This is a genomic window from Streptomyces violaceoruber (assembly GCF_033406955.1).
GTDB lineage: Bacteria > Actinomycetota > Actinomycetes > Streptomycetales > Streptomycetaceae > Streptomyces > Streptomyces violaceoruber.
The window spans coordinates 7,032,527-7,052,494 of record NZ_CP137734.1; the positions used below are offsets into that span (position 1 = coordinate 7,032,527).

Consider the following 19,968-nt stretch of genomic DNA (forward strand, 5'->3'; position numbering starts at 1 on the left):
AGTCGGCTAAACCGTGGTCTCTCAGAGGAGGACGCTTCCGACATGAAGGCCGTCGTGATGGCTGGAGGCGAAGGCACACGCCTTCGTCCCATGACCTCGAGCATGCCCAAGCCGCTCCTGCCGGTGGTCAACCGGCCGATCATGGAGCATGTTCTTCGGCTGCTCAAAAGGCATGGGCTCAACGAGACCGTCGTGACCGTCCAGTTCCTGGCCTCACTGGTCAAGAACTACTTCGGTGACGGCGAGGAGCTCGGAATGGAGCTCACCTATGCCAACGAGGAGAAGCCACTCGGTACCGCCGGAAGCGTCAAGAACGCCGAGGAGGCATTGAAGGACGATGCCTTCCTCGTCATTTCCGGCGATGCCCTGACCGACTTCGACCTCACCGATCTGATCAACTTCCACAAGGAAAAGGGCTCGCTCGTCACCGTGTGTCTGACGCGCGTGCCCAACCCGCTGGAATTCGGTATCACCATCGTCGACGAAGAGGGCAAGGTCGAGCGCTTCCTGGAGAAGCCGACCTGGGGCCAGGTCTTCTCGGACACCGTGAACACCGGGATCTACGTCATGGAGCCCGAGGTCTTCAACTATGTCGACCCCGATGTGCCCGTGGACTGGTCCGGTGACGTCTTCCCGCAGTTGATGAAGGAAGGCAAGCCCATCTACGGCTATGTCGCCGAGGGCTACTGGGAGGACGTCGGTACCCATGAGAGCTATGTGAAGGCCCAGGCCGACGTTCTGGAACGCAAGGTCGACGTCGACATCGACGGCTTCGAGATCTCGCCCGGCGTCTGGGTGGCCGAGGGTGCGGAGGTGCATCCCGACGCGGTGCTGCGCGGACCCCTCTACGTCGGCGACTACGCGAAGGTCGAGGCCGGCGCGGAGATCCGCGAACACACGGTGATCGGGTCCAACGTCGTCGTCAAGAGCGGCGCCTTCCTGCACAAGGCCGTGGTCGCCGACAACGTGTACGTCGGCCCGCACAGCAATCTGCGCGGCTGTGTGGTCGGCAAGAACACCGACATCATGCGCGCCGCGCGGATCGAGGACGGCGCGGTCATCGGCGACGAATGCCTGGTCGGTGAAGAATCGATCATCCAGGGCAATGTGCGGGTCTACCCGTTCAAGACCATCGAGGCAGGCGCGTTCGTCAACACCTCGGTGATCTGGGAGTCCCGCGGGCAGGCGCATCTCTTCGGTGCGCGCGGGGTCTCCGGCATCCTCAACGTGGAGATCACCCCGGAGCTGGCCGTGCGGCTGGCCGGTGCGTACGCGACGACCCTGAAGAAGGGGTCCACCGTCACCACGGCCCGTGACCACTCCCGTGGCGCCCGGGCGCTGAAGCGGGCGGTGATCTCCGCGCTGCAGGCCAGCGCCATCGACGTACGCGACCTGGAGAACGTACCCCTGCCCGTGGCGCGGCAGCAGACCGCGCGGGGCAGCGCCGGCGGGATCATGATCCGGACCACCCTCGGGGTGCCGGACTCCGTCGACATCATGTTCTTCGACGGCCAGGGGGCCGACCTCTCGCAGGGCAGCCAGCGAAAGCTGGACCGGGTCTTCGCGCGCCAGGAGTACCGGCGGGCGTTCCCCGGCGAGATCGGGGACCTGCACTTCCCGTCCAGCGTGTTCGACTCCTACACCGGGTCCCTGCTGCGCAACGTCGACATCACCGGCATCGCGGAGTCCGGGCTCAAGGTGGTCGTCGACGCCTCCAACGGCAGCGCGGGACTGGTGCTGCCGAGCCTGCTCGGGAAGCTCGGCGTCGACTCCCTGACGATCAATCCCGGTCTCGACGAGGCCAGGCCCACCGAGTCGGCCGACATGCGGCGGTCCGGTCTGGTGCGCCTCGGGGAGATCGTGGCGTCCTCGCGGGCCGCGTTCGGCGTGCGGTTCGACCCCGTCGGTGAACGGCTGTCGCTCGTCGACGAGAAGGGCCGCATCATCGAGGACGACCGGGCGCTGCTGGTGATGCTCGACCTGATCGCGGCCGAGCGGCGCAGCGGCCGGGTGGCGCTCCCGGTGACCACCACCAGGATCGCCGAGCAGGTCGCCGCGTACCACGGCACGCAGGTCGAGTGGACGACCACCTCCCCGGACGATCTGACGCGGGTGGGGGGCGAGGAAGGCGCGATCTTCGGCGGAGACGGCAAGGGCGGCTTCATCGTCCCCGAGTTCAGCAGTGTGTACGACGGCACGGCGGCCTTCGTACGGCTGATCGGACTGGTCGCGCGCACGCAGCTCACGCTGAGCCAGATCGACGCGCGGATCCCGCGGGCCCACGTCCTCAAGCGCGATCTGGCCACTCCGTGGGCGGTCAAGGGCCTGGTGATGCGGCGGGTCGTCGAGGCGGCCGGAGACCGGTTCGTGGACACCACGGACGGGGTGCGGGTGGTCGAGACCGACGGGCGCTGGGTGATGGTCCTGCCCGACCCCGCGGAGGCGGTCACCCATCTGTGGGCGGAGGGCCCCGACGACGCCTCCGCACAGGCGCTGCTGGACGAGTGGGCCGCGGTGGTGGACAGCGCGGGCCGCTGAGAACACACCGCACGCGCGCGTGCCGGACACGTGTCCTCAAGGGGGCCGGTCCGGCACGCCGGTGGGGCCGTTCGGAGGTAGTGGCGGTGGCGTGCGACGATGTGCGGCATGCCGCAGCCACCCCCCGTTCGGAGCACACCCGGGCGGCCCGCGCGCCCGGACGCGTCCATGTCGCTGCTCACGAACGTCATGGACCACAGCCTCGACGACGGGTACGCCGAGGCCGCCGCGCGGAAGCAGACCGACGGCAGCGGGGGCATGCCCAGGACGCTGCGTGCCAAGCTGGGCCTGGCGGCCGGTCTGGTCCTCGCGGCCCTGGTCGTGACGGTCGGAGCGGCCCAGGCACGGGTCGCCGCTCCCGTCGTGGCCAAGGAGCGTGAGGAACTGGTCGACCGCATAGAGGGGGAGACCTCGGCGGCCGACGAGCTGGAGAAGAGCGTCGACGAGCTGCGCGACGACGTGGACGCCCGCCGGCGCGAGGCGCTGGAGAAGAGCGGCGACGGCGACCGGTCCGACCTGGTGGGGATCCTGTCGGGCGCGGTGGAGGTGCACGGCCCCGGCGTGAAGCTCGTGGTGAACGATGCCAAGGACGTCGCCACGGGGGCCGACGGGCAGCCGCGTGACACCTCCGGGTTCTCCGACACGGGGCGGGTGCGGGACCGGGACATGCAGCGCGTGGTGAACGGGCTGTGGGAGTCGGGCGCCGAGGCGATCTCCGTCAACGGGCAGCGGCTGACCGCGCTGTCGGCGATCAGGGCCGCCGGTGACGCGATACTGGTCGACAACAGGCCGCTGGTGCCGCCGTACACGGTGCTCGCGGTGGGGGACGGCGAGCGGCTGAGCAGGGGATTCCAGGACAGTGCGGACGGGCTGTACCTGCATGCCCTGGAGGAGAGCTACGGCATCCGGACCGCCATCTCCGTCGCGGACGACCTCAAGCTGCCGGCCGCACCGAGTGTGATCGTACGTACAGCACAGCCGATAACCGAGAAGGGCACATCGTGATCGCCGTACTGGGCCTCGTCGTGGGAGTCGTGGCCGGATTGCTGGTCCGGCCCGAGGTGCCGGCGGCCGTGGAGCCGTATCTGCCGATCGCCGTCGTGGCGGCGCTGGACGCCGTGTTCGGCGGGCTGAGGGCCATGCTCGACGGCATCTTCGACGACAAGGTCTTCGTGGTGTCGTTCCTGTCGAACGTGGTCGTGGCCGCACTGATCGTGTTCCTGGGCGACAAGTTGGGCGTCGGAGCCCAGCTGTCCACCGGGGTCGTGGTGGTCCTCGGCATCCGTATCTTCTCCAACGCCGCGGCGATCCGACGCCACGTCTTCCGGGCGTGAGGCCGATGAGCGACGACGAGCAGCCGGCGAACAGGCTGCGCAAGGAGCTGCCGGACGAGGTGCCGCCGTCGCGGTCCCCGTCGGCGGACGACCCCGCGGGCGGCCTCCCGGGGGCCGCGCGGGGGGAGCGGAACGGAGTGACCGGCAGGCAGCGGCTTCTGAAGGGGCTGTGGCCGCCGCGCCTGACGCGGGCCCAACTGATCGTCGCCCTGCTCCTGTTCGGGCTCGGGTTCGGTCTCGCGGTGCAGGTGGCGTCCAACAGTGACAGCGACAGCGCGCTGCGGGGTGCCCGCCAGGAGGATCTGGTCCGCATCCTGGATGAACTGGACGACCGTACTCAGCGTCTTGAAGACGAGAAGCAGGGACTCGAGAAGCAGCGCGACGAGCTGGAGAACAGCTCCGACCAGGCGGAGGAGGCCCGCAAGCAGACGCTCGAGAAGGAGCGGCAACTGGGCATCCTCGCGGGCACCGTGGCCGCGCAGGGGCCCGGCATCACGGTGACCATCGAGGACACGAAGGGGACGGTCGAGGCGGACATGCTGCTCGACGCCGTCCAGGAGCTGCGCGCGGCGGGTGCGGAGGCGATCCAGGTGAACGGCGTACGGGTGGTGGCAGGCACGTATCTCGCGGACGCCGGCAACTCCGTCACCGTCGACGGGAACAAGATCAACGCGCCCTATCGTTTCCAGGTCATCGGCAAGCCGCAGGACCTCGAACCGGCTCTCAACATTCCTGGAGGAGTGGTGCAGACTCTGGAGAAGGAACAGGCCACCGTTACTGTTGAGCGGTCGAGCAAGATCGTCGTGGACGCCTTGCGAGCGGCGGAGCGGCCTGACTACGCTCGGTCGTCCTCCCAGTGAACCGGCGGTGCATGGGGGGCGTCCGGCGAGGGCATGAGGTTGCGGGGGGTCGGCGCACCGATTGGGTGGTGCGTGGTGGAAACTGTCTGGTGGAGACGGACGTTGTGAAGGTGTCCGGGTCGGCCAGTGCGTTCAGTAAGGGTTCGTCCTGCCCCACGGGCGGGTCTGTTTCGGTCAAGGGGAATCGCCCGTGAAGTTGTTTGCGAAGTTGTTCGGCAAGAGCGCGCGAGAGGGCAGCGGCGACAACGCGACCGCCCGCCATCGCGCACAGCCCGACGCGGAGGGCCGACGCCCGATGTACCGGGACCAGGTGGGTGGTCCCGGCGCGCCGTCTGTTGACCCTGCTCAGTCCGGCGGCATAGGTTTCGGCCAGCCCTCGGCCCCGGGTGGAGGGTTCACCCCCGACCCGTACGCGTCGAACGCCCCGGCGGGGCAGTCGCGGCAGGAGGATCCGTCCATGTCGGCCCTGGTCTGTACGAGGTGCGGCAACCGCAACGCGGAGAACAGCCGTTTCTGCTCCAACTGCGGTGCTCCGCTGCGGCCCGGTGCGGTCCCGGAGCGTGCGTCCGAGACGACCTCCACCATCTCCATCTCCGGTCTGGAGGCCTACGACGCCGAGGTCACCGGCCAGACGGCGATGCCGGCGCTCTCTCCCGAGGCGCAGGCGGCCGTGGACGCGCTGCCGCTGGGCTCCGCCCTCCTGGTCGTGCGCCGCGGTCCGAACTCGGGCAGCCGCTTCCTGCTGGACGGCGAGCTGACCACCGCCGGGCGTCATCCGCAGAGCGACATCTTCCTGGACGACGTGACGGTCTCGCGCCGGCACGTGGAGTTCCGCCGCAGTCCGGACGGTTCCTTCACGGTCGCCGACGTCGGCAGCCTGAACGGCACCTACGTCAACCGGGAGCGCATCGACCAGGTCGCCCTGTCGAACGGTGACGAGGTGCAGATCGGCAAGTACCGGCTGGTGTTCTACGCGAGCCAGCGGGGTTACTGACCCGCCCCCGGGCCGCCCGCCCGGGGAACCTTCAGGGAAGGTCCATGTTTCAAACACCGAGCGGCGGTGCCGGGCAAGGCGCCGCCGCCGCGGACAGTGGGCTGATGAGCATCGGCGCAGTGCTGAACGCGCTGCGTGACGAGTTCCCCGACATCACCATCTCCAAGATCCGTTTCCTGGAGTCGGAGGGCCTCGTCGAGCCGCGACGGACCCCGGCCGGGTATCGCAAGTTCGGCGCGCACGACGTCGAGCGCCTCGGCCAGGTGCTGCGCATGCAGCGGGACCACTATCTGCCGCTCAAGGTGATCCGTGAGCATCTGGACGCCGTGGAGCGCGGCGAGGCCGTGGCGCTGCCGAGGGTCGGCCGGCAGCGGGACGGCGAGGCGGCCGCGCCCGAGCCCGCCGAGGGCCCGACGGTGGCCCGGATCGGGCGGGACGAGCTGCTCGCCACGGCCGGGATCGGCGAGCAGGAGCTGAAGGAGTGGGAGTCGTACGGACTCCTCGTCCCGCTGCCCGACGGCGCGTACGACGCCGAGGCGGTCACCGTGGCGTCGCTGGTGGTGCAGCTGGGGCGGTTCGGGATCGAGCCGCGGCACCTGCGGGTGATGAAGGCCGCCGCCGACCGCGAGGCCGGGCTCGTGGACCAGGTGGTGGCTCCGCTGAAGCGCCACCGCAACCCTCAGACCAGGGCACACGCGGAAGCCCGCACCAAGGAGCTGGCGGGACTCGCGGTGAAACTGCACGCGGCGCTGGTGCAGACCGCTCTGGGCGTGCGGCTGCCCTGAAACGGGCGGGCCGGGGACCCGGATCGCCCACCCGATCCCGGCCCGACTACCCAAACGTCCCGGGCACGGCCTAGGGTTGCTGTGTGAACGAGCTCGATGTCGTAGGTGTCCGGGTCGAGATGCCCTCCAACCAGCCGATCGTGCTGCTGCGCGAGGTGGGCGGCGACCGTTACCTTCCCATCTGGATCGGACCGGGGGAGGCGACGGCGATCGCCTTCGCCCAGCAGGGCATGGCTCCCGCACGGCCGCTGACCCACGACCTCTTCAAGGACGTGCTGGAAGCCGTCGGCCAGGAGCTCTCCGAAGTACGCATCACCGACCTGCGCGACGGGGTCTTCTATGCCGAGCTGGTCTTCGCGAGCGGGGTCGAGGTCAGCGCCAGGCCGTCCGACGCCATAGCGCTGGCCCTGCGTACCGGTACGCCGATCTACGGCAGCGACACGGTCCTCGACGACGCCGGTATCGCCATTCCGGACGAGCAGGAGGACGAGGTGGAGAAGTTCCGCGAGTTCCTCGACCAGATCTCGCCGGAGGACTTCGGGACCAGCAATCAGTGAGACGCGGGCCCGTACGGGCACATCCGGCTAGCCTTTCCCGGGATCGGACACGGGAAACCACTCGTAGGGTGATTATCACTCGGCGTGCCGAGTGTGGCGATCGTTGACGCACCCTTGGTGACTGCCTACCTTCGAGGAGGCAGGTCAAGGACGGAGGTCGGCGTGAGAATCAGCGGCGACGGTACGGTTGGGGGTGGCCCCGGGCACAGCTTCGGGGCAGGTGGTCCGTACCCTCCCCCGGGCTCCCGGCTTCGCGCAGGCGCGGGCCACGCCCAGCACGGTGTTGCGGCCGATCCCGGTCCGCAGCGACCGGCAGCGGTGCCGACCAGCGGAGGGGCGACGTCCATGGCGTCCGAGCAGATCGGCTACCGCGGGCCGACGGCCTGCGCGGCCGCCGGCATCACCTACCGGCAACTGGACTACTGGGCCCGCACGGGCCTCGTCGAGCCCAGTGTGCGGCCCGCGCACGGTTCCGGGACGCAGCGGTTGTACAGCTTCCGCGACGTGGTCGTGCTGAAGATCGTCAAACGCTTCCTCGACACCGGTGTGTCCCTGCAGAACATCCGCACCGCCGTCCAGCACCTCAGGGAGCGCGGCTTTCGCGACCTGGAGCGGATGACGCTGATGAGCGACGGCGCCACCGTCCACGAGTGCACCTCGCCCGAGGAGGTGCACGCCCTGCTCCAGGGCGGGCAGGGCATCTTCGGGATCGCCGTCGGCGTGGTCTGGCGGGACGTGGAGAGCGCGCTGTCCCAGCTGCACGGCGAGCGGATCGACACGGGGGAGACCCTGGTCGGACACAATCCGGCCGACGAACTGGCCCGGCGGCGGAACAACCGGGCGGTCTGATCCCGCCGCGCCCCGGGGCCGTCCGGTGAGGGCATTGTCAGTGGCGTAGGGCAGCATCGGAGATGTGAGAACCGCGCCCACGATCCTGCATCTCGACATGGACGCCTTCTTCGCCTCGGTGGAGCAGGCGTCCAAGCCGAGCCTGCGTGGGAAGGCCGTCGTGGTGGGCGGCCTCGGACCGCGCGGCGTGGTCGCCACCTGCTCGTACGAGGCGCGGGTGTTCGGGGTGCACTCCGCGATGCCGATGGGCCAGGCCCGCCGGCTCGCGCCGCACGCCGCCTACCTCGTGCCGCGCTTCGAGCTCTACCGGTCGATCAGCGAGCAGGTGATGCGGCTGCTGCGGGAGCTGTCGCCGCTGGTCGAGCCGCTGAGCCTGGACGAGGCCTTCGTGGACCTGGACGCCGGCGGGGCGGCCCGGGACGCGGAGACGGCGCGACTGGCCGGGACGAAGCTGCGCACGGACATCCGCACCGTCACCGGCCTCACCGGGTCCGTGGGCCTCGCCGCCTCCAAGATGCTCGCCAAGATCGCCTCGGAGGCGGCCAAGCCCGACGGACTGGTGCTCATCCCGCCGGGGACCGAGCGCGCCATGCTGGAGCCGATGACGGTGCGGACGCTGCCCGGGGTGGGACCGGCCACGGGAGACCACCTGCGGCGGGCCGGGATCACCACGGTCGGCGAGATCGCCGAGGCGGGCGAGGACGAGCTGGTGCGGCTGCTGGGCAAGGCGCACGGCCACGCCCTGTACGCCATGGCGCTGGCGCGGGACGAGCGGCCGGTGGTGGCCGAGCGGGAGACCAAGTCGGTGTCGGTCGAGGACACCTACGACGTGGACATCCACGACCGGGTGCGGGTCGGCGTCGAGGTGGGGCGGCTGGCGGACCGGTGCGTGCGGCGGCTGCGCGCCTCCGGACTGTCCGGGCGGACCATCGTGCTCAAGGTGCGCAGATACGACTTCTCCACGCTCACGCGCTCCGAGACCCTGCGCGGCCCCACCGACGACCCCGCGGTGGTGCGGGAGGCGGCGGCCAGACTGCTGGACTCGGTGGACACCACGGGCGGCGTGCGGCTGCTCGGGGTGGGTGTCAGCGGGCTCGCCGACTACACGCAGGAGGACCTGTTCGCGCAGGCGGCAGGGGACCGGGCGGAGGAACCGGCCGAGGAGCCCGGGACCGAGCCCGCCGAGGCGCACAGCCCCTCGCCCGCCGAGCGCCGGTGGCCGTCGGGGCACGACGTGCGGCACACGGAGCTGGGGCACGGCTGGGTCCAGGGCAGCGGTCTCGGACGGGTCACCGTGCGCTTCGAGACGCCGTACTCGGGGGTCGGGCGGGTGCGGACCTTCCTGGTGGACGACCCGGAGCTGACACCGGCGGATCCACTGCCGCTGGTCGCCGACACGGAGGGCGGGGCGGGTCAGCCCTCGTCGGGCCCCTTGCCCTTGCCGGCCAGCTTGCCGAAGTCGTGGTCGGGAGGCGGGGGAGCGGCCGCCACGTCCAGGCCGTAGTGGTGGTAGAGCTGGAGCTCCTGTTCCGGCGAGAGGTGGCGGCCGACACCGAAGTCGGGCGCCTCCTTGATCAGGGCCCGGTCGAAGGGCACGCGCAGGGCGCCGTCGACCAGCTCGCTGGGCTCCAGCGGGACGAAGGCGTCCCTGCTGAAGAGGCCGGTCCGTATCGCCGCCCACTCGGGGACGCCGGTGGCATCGTCGAGGTAGACCTCGTCCACGGTGCCGATCCTGCTGCCGTCGCGGTCGAACGCCTTGCGGCCGATCAGGTTCCGCGGATCGATGTCAGTACGCACGGGGCCCTCCACTTGATCGCACCACTGGGCCGGACTGGGGTCGCACACCAGCCGCCTAATCATCCGTAAGTACTACAAAACGGCACAAATGCCCGGTCGGCCACTCGAAGTCCGTGCGGCGACCTCGCTGGTACGCTGGCAAACGGCTGCTGACCCCGCGCGGGAGAGTCCTCCGGACATCACCGGAGGCGCCGAAGGAGCAAATCCTCCCCGGAATCTCTCAGGCTCACGTACCGCACGGACGAGGTCACTCTGGAAAGCAGGGCGGGTGTCGACGGCTTCCGCTCTCACCGACGGTGAAAGCCGGGCAGAGCTCCAGGGCTCGCCCGGTGAAGCTCTCAGGTTGAGATGACAGAGGGGGAGGCCGTCCGGGTACCCGCGCCGTGGTGCCCCTCGAAGGTCGTCAGACCAGGAGGCCTCCGCAATGACCGCCCATCGCACTCCGCTCTCCGAACTCGAACAGGCCATGCCCTTCGAGCAGCGCCACATCGGCCCCGACCACGAGGCCCGGGCCAAGATGCTCGCGCAGGTCGGTTACGGTTCGCTCGACGAACTGACGGCCGCCGCGGTGCCGGATGTGATCAAGAACGCCGACGCGCTGGACCTGCCGGGCGCGCGCTCCGAGGCCGAGGTGCTGGCCGAGCTGCGCTCCCTGGCCGACCGCAACCAGGTCCTCGACTCCATGATCGGCCTCGGTTACTACGGCACCTTCACCCCGCCGGTGATCCTGCGCAACGTCATGGAGAACCCGTCCTGGTACACGGCGTACACGCCCTACCAGCCGGAGATCTCCCAGGGCCGTCTCGAAGCCCTGCTGAACTTCCAGACGATGGTCGCCGAGCTGACCGGCCTGCCCACCTCCGGCGCCTCGCTGCTCGACGAGGGCACCGCCGCCGCCGAGGCGATGGCCCTCTCCCGGCGCATGGGCAAGAACAAGAAGGGCCTGTTCCTGGTCGACGCGGACGCCCTGCCGCAGACCGTCGCCGTGATACGGACCCGCGCCGAGCCGACCGGCGTCGAGGTCGTCGTCGCCGACCTGAGCGAGGGCATCCCGGCCGAGATCGCCGAGCGCGAGATCAACGGCGTCCTGCTCCAGTACCCGGGCGCCTCCGGAGCCGTCCGCGACATCAAGCCGGTGATCGACCGGGCGCACGAGCTGGGCGCGCTCGTCACCGTCGCCGCCGACCTGCTCGCCCTCACCCTGCTCACCTCGCCCGGCGAGCTGGGCGCGGACATCGCGGTGGGCACCACCCAGCGCTTCGGCGTGCCGATGGGCTTCGGCGGACCGCACGCCGGCTACATGGCGGTGCACGAGAAGTTCGCCCGCAGCCTCCCCGGCCGCCTGGTCGGCGTCTCCGTCGACGCCGACGGCAACAAGGCCTACCGCCTGGCTCTGCAGACCCGCGAGCAGCACATCCGCCGCGAGAAGGCCACCAGCAACATCTGCACCGCGCAGGTGCTGCTCGCCGTCATGGCCGGCATGTACGCCGTCTACCACGGCCCCGAGGGCCTGCGGGCCATCGCCCGCCGAACCCACCGGTACGCCACGATCACCGCCGCCGGCCTCGCCGCTGGCGGCGTCGAGATCGTCCACGGCTCCTACTTCGACACCGTCACCGCGCGGGTGCCCGGCCGGGCCGCCGGGATCGTGCACGCCGCCCGCGAGAACGGCATCAACCTGCGGCTCGTCGACGCCGACCACGTGTCGTTCGCCTGCGACGAGACCACCACGCGCGCCCAGGTCGGCGGCGTGTGGCACGCTTTCGGCGTGGAGGGCGACATCGAGTCGCTGGACGCGGAGGCCGGGGAGACGCTGCCCGAGGCGCTGCTGCGCACCGACGACTTCCTCACCCATCCCGTCTTCCACCAGCACCGCTCCGAGACCGCGATGCTGCGCTACCTGCGCCGCCTCGCCGACCGGGACTACGCGCTGGACCGCGGCATGATCCCGCTGGGCTCCTGCACCATGAAGCTCAACGCGACCACCGAGATGGAGCCGGTCACCTGGCCCGAGTTCGGCGCGCTGCACCCCTTCGCGCCCGCCGAGCAGGCGCAGGGCTACCTCACCCTCATCCGCGAGCTGGAGGAGCGGCTCGCCGAGGTCACCGGGTACGACAAGGTCTCGCTCCAGCCGAACGCCGGGTCGCAGGGCGAGTTCGCGGGCCTGCTCGCCGTACGCGGCTACCACCGGGCCAACGGCGACGAGCAGCGCACCGTCTGCCTCATCCCGTCCTCGGCGCACGGCACCAACGCCGCCAGCGCCGTGATGGCCGGCATGAAGGTCGTCGTCGTCAAGACCGCCGAGGACGGCGAGATCGACGTCGAGGACCTGCGCGCCAAGATCGACAAGCACCGCGACGAGCTGGCCGTGCTGATGATCACCTACCCGTCCACGCACGGCGTGTTCGAGGAGCACGTCGCCGACATCTGCGCGCAGGTGCACGACGCGGGCGGCCAGGTCTACGTGGACGGCGCCAACCTCAACGCCCTGGTCGGCCTCGCCAAGCCCGGCCACTTCGGCGGCGACGTCTCCCACCTGAACCTGCACAAGACGTTCTGCATCCCGCACGGCGGCGGCGGCCCCGGCGTGGGCCCCGTCGGCGTACGGTCGCACCTGGCGCCGTACCTGCCCAACCACCCGCTGCAGCCCGCGGCCGGTCCGCAGACGGGCGTCGGCCCGATCTCGGCGGCGCCGTGGGGCTCGGCCGGCATCCTGCCGATCTCCTGGTCCTACGTCCGCCTGATGGGCGGCGAGGGCCTCAAGCGCGCCACGCAGGTCGCCGTGCTGTCCGCCAACTACATCGCCAAGCGCCTGGAGCCGCACTTCCCGGTGCTCTACAACGGCCCCGGCGGGCTGGTCGCGCACGAGTGCATCATCGACCTGCGCCCGCTGACCAAGGCCACCGGCGTGAGCGTCGACGACGTCGCCAAGCGGCTGATCGACTACGGTTTCCACGCGCCGACGATGTCCTTCCCGGTGGCCGGCACGCTGATGATCGAGCCGACCGAGTCCGAGGACCTGGCCGAGCTGGACCGGTTCTGCGAGGCGATGATCGCCATCCGCGCGGAGATCGAGAAGGTCGGCTCCGGCGCCTGGCCCGCCGACGACAACCCGCTGCGCGGCGCCCCGCACACCGCGGACGCGCTCGGCGGTGAGTGGGACCACGCGTACACCCGCGAGGAGGCCGTCTTCCCGGCCGGGGTGTCCGCCGCCGACAAGTACTGGCCGCCGGTGCGCCGCATCGACCAGGCCTACGGCGACCGGAACCTGGTCTGCTCCTGCCCGCCGCTGGACGCGTACGAGGACTGAGTCCCGCCAAGAAGGTGAGGGAGGCCCCGCCCGGGCCCGCGGTGTCCGGGCGGGGCCTTTCGGCGTCTCAGGCCGTGGCGAGCGACACCTCCGTCGACTTGACCAGCGCGACGACGGGAGTCCCCACGGACAGTCCCAGGTCGTCGGCGGCCTGCCGGGTGACGGCCGCGGTCAGCTCGGCGCCCTCGACGGCGACCGCGACCGTGGCCATCGCGGCGCCGGTGGTGAGGGCGGTGACCGTGCCCGGCAGCCGGTTGCGGATGGACAGCCCGTCCACCCGCCCGGTGGCCAGAGCCACCTCGGTGGACTTCACCAGGGCCCGTACGGCGGTGCCGGGGGTGAGCGCGAGGTCCTCGGCGGCCTCCCGGGTGATCGCCGCGGTGAGGTCCTGGCCGCCGGAGAGACGGACGGCGACCGTCGCCATGGCCTCGCCCGGGGTGACGGCGGTGACGGTGCCGGGGAGCTGGTTGCGGATGCTCAGGCTCATGGGGGCACGGTAGCCCGGTGAAGGCGTTGCGGCGGGTACGCGTGCGTCCGCGTCGCCTCGGCCTCGCCGGGACGAAGACGTCGCGGACCTTCCACGCCGGGCCCCGAGCGGGAGGGTGATCGGCGGGACGACTCAGCGGGAGGGTGTCGCCGGGACGGGCGGGGGCGGCGGCGCCGTGCTGGAGCGGACGATCAGCTCCGTGCCCAGCTCGGTCCGTGGCGGGTCCGCAGGTTCGCCGCGAGTACGGCGGAGCACCGCGCGCGCGGCCTGCCTGCCCATGTCGGCGAGCGGCTGGCGCACGGTCGTCAGGGGCGGCGCCGACCAGCGGACCTCCGGAAGGTCGTCGAAGCCGACGACGCTCATGTCCTGCGGCACCCGCAGCCCGCGACGGCGCAGTGCCTCGATCGCGCCGAGCGCCATCTGGTCGCTGGCCGCGAAGACCGCCGTCGGCGGCTCGGGCAGGCCCAGCAGGGTGGCGCAGGCCGCGAAGCCGGACTCGTGACGGAAGTCCCCGGGTACGACCAGCGACTCGTCCACGGCGACCCCGGCGTCCTCCAGGGCGGCGCGGTAGCCGTCGCGGCGGGCCCGCGAGCACAGCAGCCGCGGCGGACCGGCGATCAGCCCGATCCTGCGGTGCCCCAGCGCCAGCAGATGCTCGGTGGCCGCCCGTCCGCCCGAATGGTTGGCGGCGCCGACGATGGGCACGTCCAGGTCGGGGGCGCCGGCCGGGTCGACGACCACCAGGGGCACGCCCAGGATCCGCAGCTCCTGGTGGAGCACGGGGTCCAGGGCGGAGGTGACGACCACGACGCCGTCGGAGGCCCGGGCCCGCAGATTGCGCATCCACTGACGGGCGTCGCCCGAACGTCCGTGGATCGCGGAGACCACGGTGCCGACCCCGGCGGCGTGGGCCACCTCCTCGACCCCGCGGATGATCTCCACGGCCCAGGGGCTGTCCAGGTCGTTGAAGACCAGGTCGATCAGGGCGGCCCGGCGGCCGGGCGCCGCGGCGCGCTTGCGGTACCCGTGCCGGCGCAGCAGTTCCTCCACCCGCGCCCTGGTCCCGGGCGACACGTCCGAGCGGCCGTTCACCACCCGGGACACGGTCGGGACCGAGACGCCCGCGCGGCGCGCGATGTCCGTGATCGTGACCCTGCCCCGGCGGCCGGAGACCGTCTCGGCCCGGGCCTCGTCTGTTGCCACTTCCCCCACCTCCGCCGACGCCGACCGCCGGACGCCCCGGAGTCTTCCGGAAACCGGGTGCTCGGGGGAAGGCGTTCCGGACCCGGAAACCGGGCAGTCACCACGTCCGCGCGGGCAGACCACGCGGAGTGACCGGCCACGGACACGTGTGGGGGCCGGTGCACAGCCGTGGCTGCGGGCCGGCCCCGTGATGCACCGGGCGCAGGGGGACGCCCCCGCCCGGCCGGTGGTCAGGCGGCGGTCGTCAGGCCCGCGCCGACGGGACGGTGCGGGGCGATGACCCGACCGTCCGGCAGTAGCTCACCGGTGTCCTCGAAGAGGACGACACCGTTGCACAGCAGGCTCCAGCCCTGCTCCGGGTGGTGCGCCACGAGACGGGCGGACTCCCGGTCGGCGGAGACGGCTGAGGGGCACGGTGGCTGGTGCTGACACATGAGTGGGGTCTCTCGGTCCGTGGTGATGGGTGAGGTCGCTGTGTTGTCTGTCCTGCGGCGTGAAGCCTCGTTCATGGCCGCCCCCCGTTGTCGAGTCGTTCGGAACCCAGTGTTGCCCCGCGGGCCTCGATCCGCAGGCATTTGGCAGCACCGCTTCTCACAGGTTGATGACGCATCACCCGCGCGGACGGTTCAGCTGAACCGCACTGTCACTTCGGATGGTTCGGCATGGCCGGATGGGGCTAGTCCGCGCGGGTGGGTGACCGGGCGACGGGGTGGCGAGCGGGGCGCGGGGCAGGTCAGGCGGGAGAACCCAGCAACCGCGTCGGCGTCACCCGGTGCGTGAGGACCGGCAGCAGTTCGGCGACCCGGTGCGGCCGGTGCGCGGCGATGCCGGGCGGGGCCGGCGCCAGCGGCACCAGCAGATCGGTGGCCGCGGGGTGCCCCGTGCCGGCGTCCGCCGTGCAGTCGCCGTGCAGCCACAGCGTGAGCATGTACAGCTCGGGCACCGACAGCAGGCGCGGCTGGTAGGACTGGGGCACCGACTCGGCCTGCCGCAGCGCGCGTTCGGTCGAGGCGACGTAGGGGCCCTCGAAGAAGTGCGAGAACGCCCAGCCGTCGGGGGTCAGCATCGTCTCCGCCGCCGCCACCGCCCGGTCGCCCAGCCGGATGTGGAACCGCCACCCGGCCAGCCGCGTCGCCGCCACGCCCTCCGTCGTGACCCGGTCGAGGACGTGCACGGGAAGCGGCAGTTCGGGTGTGGCGGGTCCCTGGGCGCCGAGCAGGGCGGGGGTCCGGGCCTCGCGGACCGCGGTGGGCGAGGAGAGAGCGGTGAGGACGGAGCGCAGGGCGGGCGCGGGGGCCGGGGGGACACGCAGGGGCATGATGGGTCGCCTCTCATTCGAAGGCACGGTGGCGCGAGGGCGGAGCTGGGCGGACGACGCTGTCGGCTCACAGGGCTGGGAGAGGCAGGGACCGGGTCCGGGAACCGAGAAGTGGGAGAGGCCTGCCGCGCGTCAACTCGACGGCAGGATCCTGCGACCGTGGGAGCCGGTCCACTGCCTGTCCGCGGAGTTTATACGACATGTGTTCAGACTGTGTTTCGGCTAGCCGATTCCGGTAACCGGTACAAGGTTGCATTCGGCCGTCGATATGTGGGAATCCTCCGGATTCCGGACCGGGTGTACGGCGGTGACCTCGGGGAATGTTCACCGAGCGGTCGGCCAATTGTCGTCGGCGTTTTTCACGAGTTGTCGGCCCGGGAAACTGCTCGACGTGCCATGCCCGGTGAATGTGCCACCGGTCACACCGGCACAGCGTAGCGGCTGCCGGGCCGGTGCGGGGACGTTATCGATCGCTTCGGCTGGGCATCATCCAACCTGACCGGCCACCGGCCAGCGGCGGCCGGATCTTCCACTCATCGCTCCGAGAAGGGACTCTTCCATGGGGGAGAAGGTCGCGGCAGGTCAGTTCGACCTGTCCGATCGCCAGCGCTACCGCGAGAAGCTCCAGCGGTGCCTGACGGGCCTGGAGCGACTTCTGGCGGAGAAGCGGTTCGACCGCCCGAAGAACCTGATGGGGCTGGAGATCGAATTGAATCTCGTCGGTGCCGACGGGATGCCGAAAATGTTGAATGCGCAAGTCCTCGAGCGCATCGCGAGCCGTGACTTCCAGACGGAGCTCGCCATGTTCAACCTGGAAGTCAACATCGCCCCGCACCGCCTCGGCGGCCGGGTATTCGATCGCCTCGCCGAGGAGATCCGCACGTCCTTGGCATACGCGGACCGCAAGGCGGGCGAGGTCGACGCCGGAATCGCGATGATCGGAATTCTGCCGACGCTGGACCGGGACGACCTGGTCTCGTCCAATCTCTCCGCCGTCGACCGCTACGCCCTGCTCAACGAACAGATCGTGGCCGCCCGCGGGGAGGACTTCACCCTCGACATCGAGGGCGTCGAACGACTGACCTGCACCTCCAAGTCCATCGCGCCCGAGGCGGCCTGCACCTCGGTGCAGCTCCACCTCCAGGTCACCCCGGACCGCTTCGCCGACGTGTGGAACGCGGCCCAGGCGGTGACCGCCGCCCAGATCGCCCTCGGCGCCAACGCACCCTTCCTCTTCGGGCGCGAACTGTGGCGCGAGTCGCGGCCCCCGCTGTTCCAGCAGTCCACCGACACCCGCCCGCCCGAACTGCAGGCCCAGGGCGTGCGGCCGCGCACCTGGTTCGGGGAGCGGTGGGTGACCTCGGCCCACGACCTCTTCGAGGAGAACCGGCGCTACTTCCCGGCGCTGCTGCCGATCTGCGACGACGAGGACCCACTGGACGTCCTCGACGCGGGCGGCGTGCCCTCCCTGTCCGAGCTGGTCCTGCACAACGGCACCGTCTACCGCTGGAACCGGCCCGTCTACGACATCGCCGACGGCGTCCCGCACCTGCGTGTCGAGAACCGCGTCCTGCCCGCCGGGCCCACCGTCACCGACGTCATCGCCAACGCGGCCTTCTACTACGGGGTCGTGCGCGCGCTCGCCGAGGAGCCCCGGCCGGTGTGGACCAGGCTGCCGTTCGAGGCCGCCGCCGCCAACTTCGAGGCCGCGTGCCGCCACGGCATCGACGCGCGCTTCGAATGGCCCCGGCGCGGCCGCCTCGGCGGCACCACCGAGGTCGACGCCGCCGTACTCGTCCGTGACGAGCTGCTGCCGCTCGCCGAGGCCGGTCTCGACGCGTGGGGGGTGGAGCCCGCCGACCGGGACTTCTACCTCGGCGTCATCGAGGAGCGGTGCCGCCGCCGGGTCAACGGCGCGTCCTGGCAGGCCGCCACGTTCCACCGGGCGCTGGAGGCGGGAATGTCCCGGGAGGCCGCGCTGGCCGCCACGACCCGCCGCTACGTCGAGCTGATGCGCGAGGGGGACCCGGTGCACCTGTGGCCGGTGGGCCTTCCGGAACCGGTGCCGCTCGGCTGACCGCCGTCCGACCCGCCCCCGCCGCGCGCCGCCCCATACTGATCGGGCAAGCTGTGACGTCCCAGCTGGAGGCAGGTGTGCATGGCGGAGGCGGGCCCGGTGGACGATGCGTTCCCTCAGAAGCGACTCGGCGAGCAGTCCTCGACCGAGGAGCGCCCCGCGCGGCGGATCCTGCGTGACGAGACGCTGCTCGTCCTCGCACTGTCGCTCGGGGCGAGCGGCGTGTCCGCGCTCATCAGCTTCATCGGCTCGGTCACCCGGCCGGGCGGGCTCAAGGACCAGGCGGCCACGCTCAACGCCTCCGCGGCGCCCGGCCGTCCCTGGCTCGACCTGGCCTGGCAGCTCTTCGGGATCACCACGGCGCTCGTCCCGGTCGCCCTCGTCGCGCACTTCCTGCTGCGCGAGGGGCGCAGTCTGCGCACCCTCGGCTTCGACCGCACCCGCCCCTGGCCGGACCTGGGCCGCGGGGCCGCCGTCGCCGCCGTCATCGGCAGCACCGGCATCGCCTTCTACCTCGCCGCGCGCGGCCTCGGCTTCAACCTCACCGTGGTGCCCGAGGCCCTGCCCGACGTGTGGTGGAAATACCCGGTGCTCATCCTCTCGGCGGTGCAGAACTCCGTCCTGGAGGAGGTCGTCGTCGTCGGCTACCTGCTGCGCCGGCTCGACCAGCTCGGCTGGGGCGCGGGTGCGTCACTGGCGGCCAGTTCCGTGCTGCGCGGGTCGTACCACCTCTACCAGGGGATCGGCGGGTTCGTCGGCAACATGGTGATGGGCGTCGTGTTCGTCCACCTGTACCGCCGCTGGGGCCGCGTGGGCCCGCTGGTCGTGGCGCACTCGCTGCTCGACATCGGGGCCTTCGTCGGCTACGGGCTGCTCGCCGGGAAGGTGGACTGGCTGCCGACGGCGTGACCGCCCGGGGCCGCGCCGCCGCGCGGTCAGGCCAGCAGTTCGCCGTCGATCACCGTCACCGCGTGCCCGCTCAGCAGCGTGCGCCCGCCGCGCAGTTCCGTGCGCACCCGGCCGGAGCGGGACGACGCCTGGAGCCCGATGAGGTCGGGACGCCCGAGGCGCTCGGACCAGAAGGGGGCCAGGGCGGTGTGCGCGCTGCCGGTGACCGGGTCCTCGTCGATGCCGACGTTGGGGAAGAAGCAGCGGGAGACGTAGTCGTAACCGCGGGCCGGGTCCTCGGCGCGGGCGGTGGCGATGATGCCGCGCTCGGAGTGGGCGGCCAGCGCCCCGAGGTCCGGCGACAGGCCGCGGACGGTCTCCTCGTCGGCGACCTCGACCAGCAGGTCCCCGATGTTCGGCCCGGTGTCCAGGACGGTACGGGGCTCGGCACCCAGGGCCGCGGCGATGCCCGGCGGTGCCTCGACCGGGGTGAGCGGCGCGGTCGGGAAGTCCAGGGTGAACGAGCCGTCCTCGCGGGGCGTCGCCACCAGGACGCCGCTGCGGGTGGCGAACCGCACCGGCCCCTCGTGGGCGCCGGTGGTGTGCAGGACGTGGGCGGTGGCGAGCGTGGCGTGGCCGCACATCGCGACCTCGGTGGCCGGAGTGAACCAGCGCAGTGCCCAGTCCGCCTCGCCGCCCGCGGGCAGGCGGTGGGCGAACGCGGTCTCGGAGTGGTTGACCTCCAGGGCGACCCGCTGGAGCCGGTCGTCGTCCGGGAAGGCGTCGAGGAGCAGGACCCCGGCGGGGTTGCCGGCGAAGGGCCGGTCGGTGAAGGCGTCGACGATTCGGATGCGCATGGCTCGACGCTAGAGCCGGGACCGGGTCGCGGGCCAAGGCCAATCCCGGAGTGCCGGCCCCCTTTTCGTGGGTGCGCCCTTCGTGATTCCGACGGACCTTCGCGGGCTTCGACG

The 19,968-nt window shown here is 71.4% G+C and carries 18 protein-coding genes and 1 riboswitch; of the genes, 12 read left to right on the forward strand and 6 right to left on the reverse strand.

What is annotated here, in order from left to right:
- Nucleotides 1-42 precede the first annotated feature (42 nt).
- The 9 genes from R2E43_RS31510 to R2E43_RS31550 all read left to right on the forward strand — a co-directional run bounded on the left by R2E43_RS31510 (nucleotide 43) and on the right by R2E43_RS31550 (nucleotide 9,421).
- Nucleotides 43-2,538, forward strand: a complete 2,496-nt coding sequence (locus tag R2E43_RS31510; protein ID WP_011027759.1) for a mannose-1-phosphate guanyltransferase — start codon at nucleotides 43-45, stop codon at nucleotides 2,536-2,538.
- A gap of 99 nt (nucleotides 2,539-2,637) precedes the next feature.
- Nucleotides 2,638-3,543 carry a DUF881 domain-containing protein gene (locus R2E43_RS31515; protein WP_332056766.1) on the forward strand — a complete coding sequence of 302 codons (906 nt, stop codon included), beginning with the start codon at nucleotides 2,638-2,640 and terminating at the stop codon, nucleotides 3,541-3,543.
- Complete coding sequence (locus R2E43_RS31520; RefSeq protein WP_003977440.1) at nucleotides 3,540-3,872, forward strand: small basic family protein; 333 nt, start codon at nucleotides 3,540-3,542, stop codon at nucleotides 3,870-3,872. Before R2E43_RS31515 ends, R2E43_RS31520 begins: the two co-directional genes overlap by 4 nt.
- Before the next feature lie 5 nt (nucleotides 3,873-3,877).
- Nucleotides 3,878-4,732, forward strand: coding sequence for a DUF881 domain-containing protein (locus tag R2E43_RS31525; protein ID WP_106518392.1), 855 nt, complete (start codon nucleotides 3,878-3,880; stop codon nucleotides 4,730-4,732).
- A gap of 148 nt (nucleotides 4,733-4,880) precedes the next feature.
- Entirely contained in the window at nucleotides 4,881-5,726 is an 846-nt protein-coding gene (locus R2E43_RS31530; RefSeq protein ID WP_003977442.1) for an FHA domain-containing protein, read from the forward strand.
- A 44-nt stretch (nucleotides 5,727-5,770) separates the two neighbouring features.
- Nucleotides 5,771-6,511: a transcriptional regulator FtsR gene (ftsR, locus tag R2E43_RS31535; protein WP_003977443.1), complete on the forward strand. Its 741-nt coding sequence runs from the start codon at nucleotides 5,771-5,773 to the stop codon at nucleotides 6,509-6,511.
- Between the two features lie 83 nt (nucleotides 6,512-6,594).
- Nucleotides 6,595-7,068: a bifunctional nuclease family protein gene (locus R2E43_RS31540; protein ID WP_003977444.1), complete on the forward strand. Its 474-nt coding sequence runs from the start codon at nucleotides 6,595-6,597 to the stop codon at nucleotides 7,066-7,068.
- A 162-nt stretch (nucleotides 7,069-7,230) separates the two neighbouring features.
- Complete coding sequence (locus tag R2E43_RS31545; protein WP_003977445.1) at nucleotides 7,231-7,917, forward strand: MerR family transcriptional regulator; 687 nt, start codon at nucleotides 7,231-7,233, stop codon at nucleotides 7,915-7,917.
- Between the two features lie 64 nt (nucleotides 7,918-7,981).
- Nucleotides 7,982-9,421, forward strand: coding sequence for a DNA polymerase IV (locus tag R2E43_RS31550; protein ID WP_011027755.1), 1,440 nt, complete (start codon nucleotides 7,982-7,984; stop codon nucleotides 9,419-9,421).
- On the opposite strand, the gene R2E43_RS31555 is transcribed toward R2E43_RS31550, so the two are convergent.
- Nucleotides 9,331-9,714, reverse strand: a complete 384-nt coding sequence (locus tag R2E43_RS31555) for a PRC-barrel domain-containing protein (RefSeq protein WP_173668708.1) — start codon at nucleotides 9,712-9,714, stop codon at nucleotides 9,331-9,333. The two genes, R2E43_RS31550 and R2E43_RS31555, sit on opposite strands and share 91 nt — an antisense overlap.
- 150 nt (nucleotides 9,715-9,864) lie before the next feature.
- A riboswitch (glycine riboswitch) is annotated at nucleotides 9,865-9,960 on the forward strand.
- A gap of 178 nt (nucleotides 9,961-10,138) precedes the next feature.
- Between R2E43_RS31555 and gcvP the strand changes: the two genes are divergently transcribed.
- Nucleotides 10,139-13,024 carry an aminomethyl-transferring glycine dehydrogenase gene (gene gcvP, locus R2E43_RS31560; protein ID WP_332056767.1) on the forward strand — a complete coding sequence of 962 codons (2,886 nt, stop codon included), beginning with the start codon at nucleotides 10,139-10,141 and terminating at the stop codon, nucleotides 13,022-13,024.
- Between the two features lie 67 nt (nucleotides 13,025-13,091).
- Here the strand turns inward: gcvP and R2E43_RS31565 are convergent, their stop codons facing one another.
- The 4 genes from R2E43_RS31565 to R2E43_RS31580 form a co-directional block, all read right to left on the reverse strand.
- On the reverse strand, nucleotides 13,092-13,511 hold the full coding sequence (locus R2E43_RS31565) for a TOBE domain-containing protein (protein ID WP_003977449.1): 420 nt from the start codon (nucleotides 13,509-13,511) through the stop codon (nucleotides 13,092-13,094).
- A 132-nt stretch (nucleotides 13,512-13,643) separates the two neighbouring features.
- The gene (locus tag R2E43_RS31570; RefSeq protein WP_003977450.1) at nucleotides 13,644-14,714 is read right to left on the reverse strand and encodes a LacI family DNA-binding transcriptional regulator; all 1,071 of its coding nucleotides are present in this window, start codon (nucleotides 14,712-14,714) and stop codon (nucleotides 13,644-13,646) included.
- A 230-nt stretch (nucleotides 14,715-14,944) separates the two neighbouring features.
- The gene (locus tag R2E43_RS31575) at nucleotides 14,945-15,148 is read right to left on the reverse strand and encodes a DUF5999 family protein (RefSeq protein ID WP_003977451.1); all 204 of its coding nucleotides are present in this window, start codon (nucleotides 15,146-15,148) and stop codon (nucleotides 14,945-14,947) included.
- 299 nt (nucleotides 15,149-15,447) lie between these two features.
- Nucleotides 15,448-16,032, reverse strand: a complete 585-nt coding sequence (locus R2E43_RS31580; RefSeq protein WP_016325749.1) for a hypothetical protein — start codon at nucleotides 16,030-16,032, stop codon at nucleotides 15,448-15,450.
- A 559-nt stretch (nucleotides 16,033-16,591) separates the two neighbouring features.
- Between R2E43_RS31580 and R2E43_RS31585 the strand changes: the two genes are divergently transcribed.
- Together R2E43_RS31585 and R2E43_RS31590 are read left to right on the forward strand one after the other, a co-directional pair.
- The gene (locus tag R2E43_RS31585; RefSeq protein ID WP_003977453.1) at nucleotides 16,592-18,109 is read left to right on the forward strand and encodes a hypothetical protein; all 1,518 of its coding nucleotides are present in this window, start codon (nucleotides 16,592-16,594) and stop codon (nucleotides 18,107-18,109) included.
- 81 nt (nucleotides 18,110-18,190) lie between these two features.
- The gene (locus R2E43_RS31590; protein ID WP_011027753.1) at nucleotides 18,191-19,018 is read left to right on the forward strand and encodes a CPBP family intramembrane glutamic endopeptidase; all 828 of its coding nucleotides are present in this window, start codon (nucleotides 18,191-18,193) and stop codon (nucleotides 19,016-19,018) included.
- 26 nt (nucleotides 19,019-19,044) lie between these two features.
- Here the strand turns inward: R2E43_RS31590 and R2E43_RS31595 are convergent, their stop codons facing one another.
- Nucleotides 19,045-19,854 carry a PhzF family phenazine biosynthesis protein gene (locus R2E43_RS31595; protein WP_011027752.1) on the reverse strand — a complete coding sequence of 270 codons (810 nt, stop codon included), beginning with the start codon at nucleotides 19,852-19,854 and terminating at the stop codon, nucleotides 19,045-19,047.
- Nucleotides 19,855-19,968: the final 114 nt, after the last annotated feature.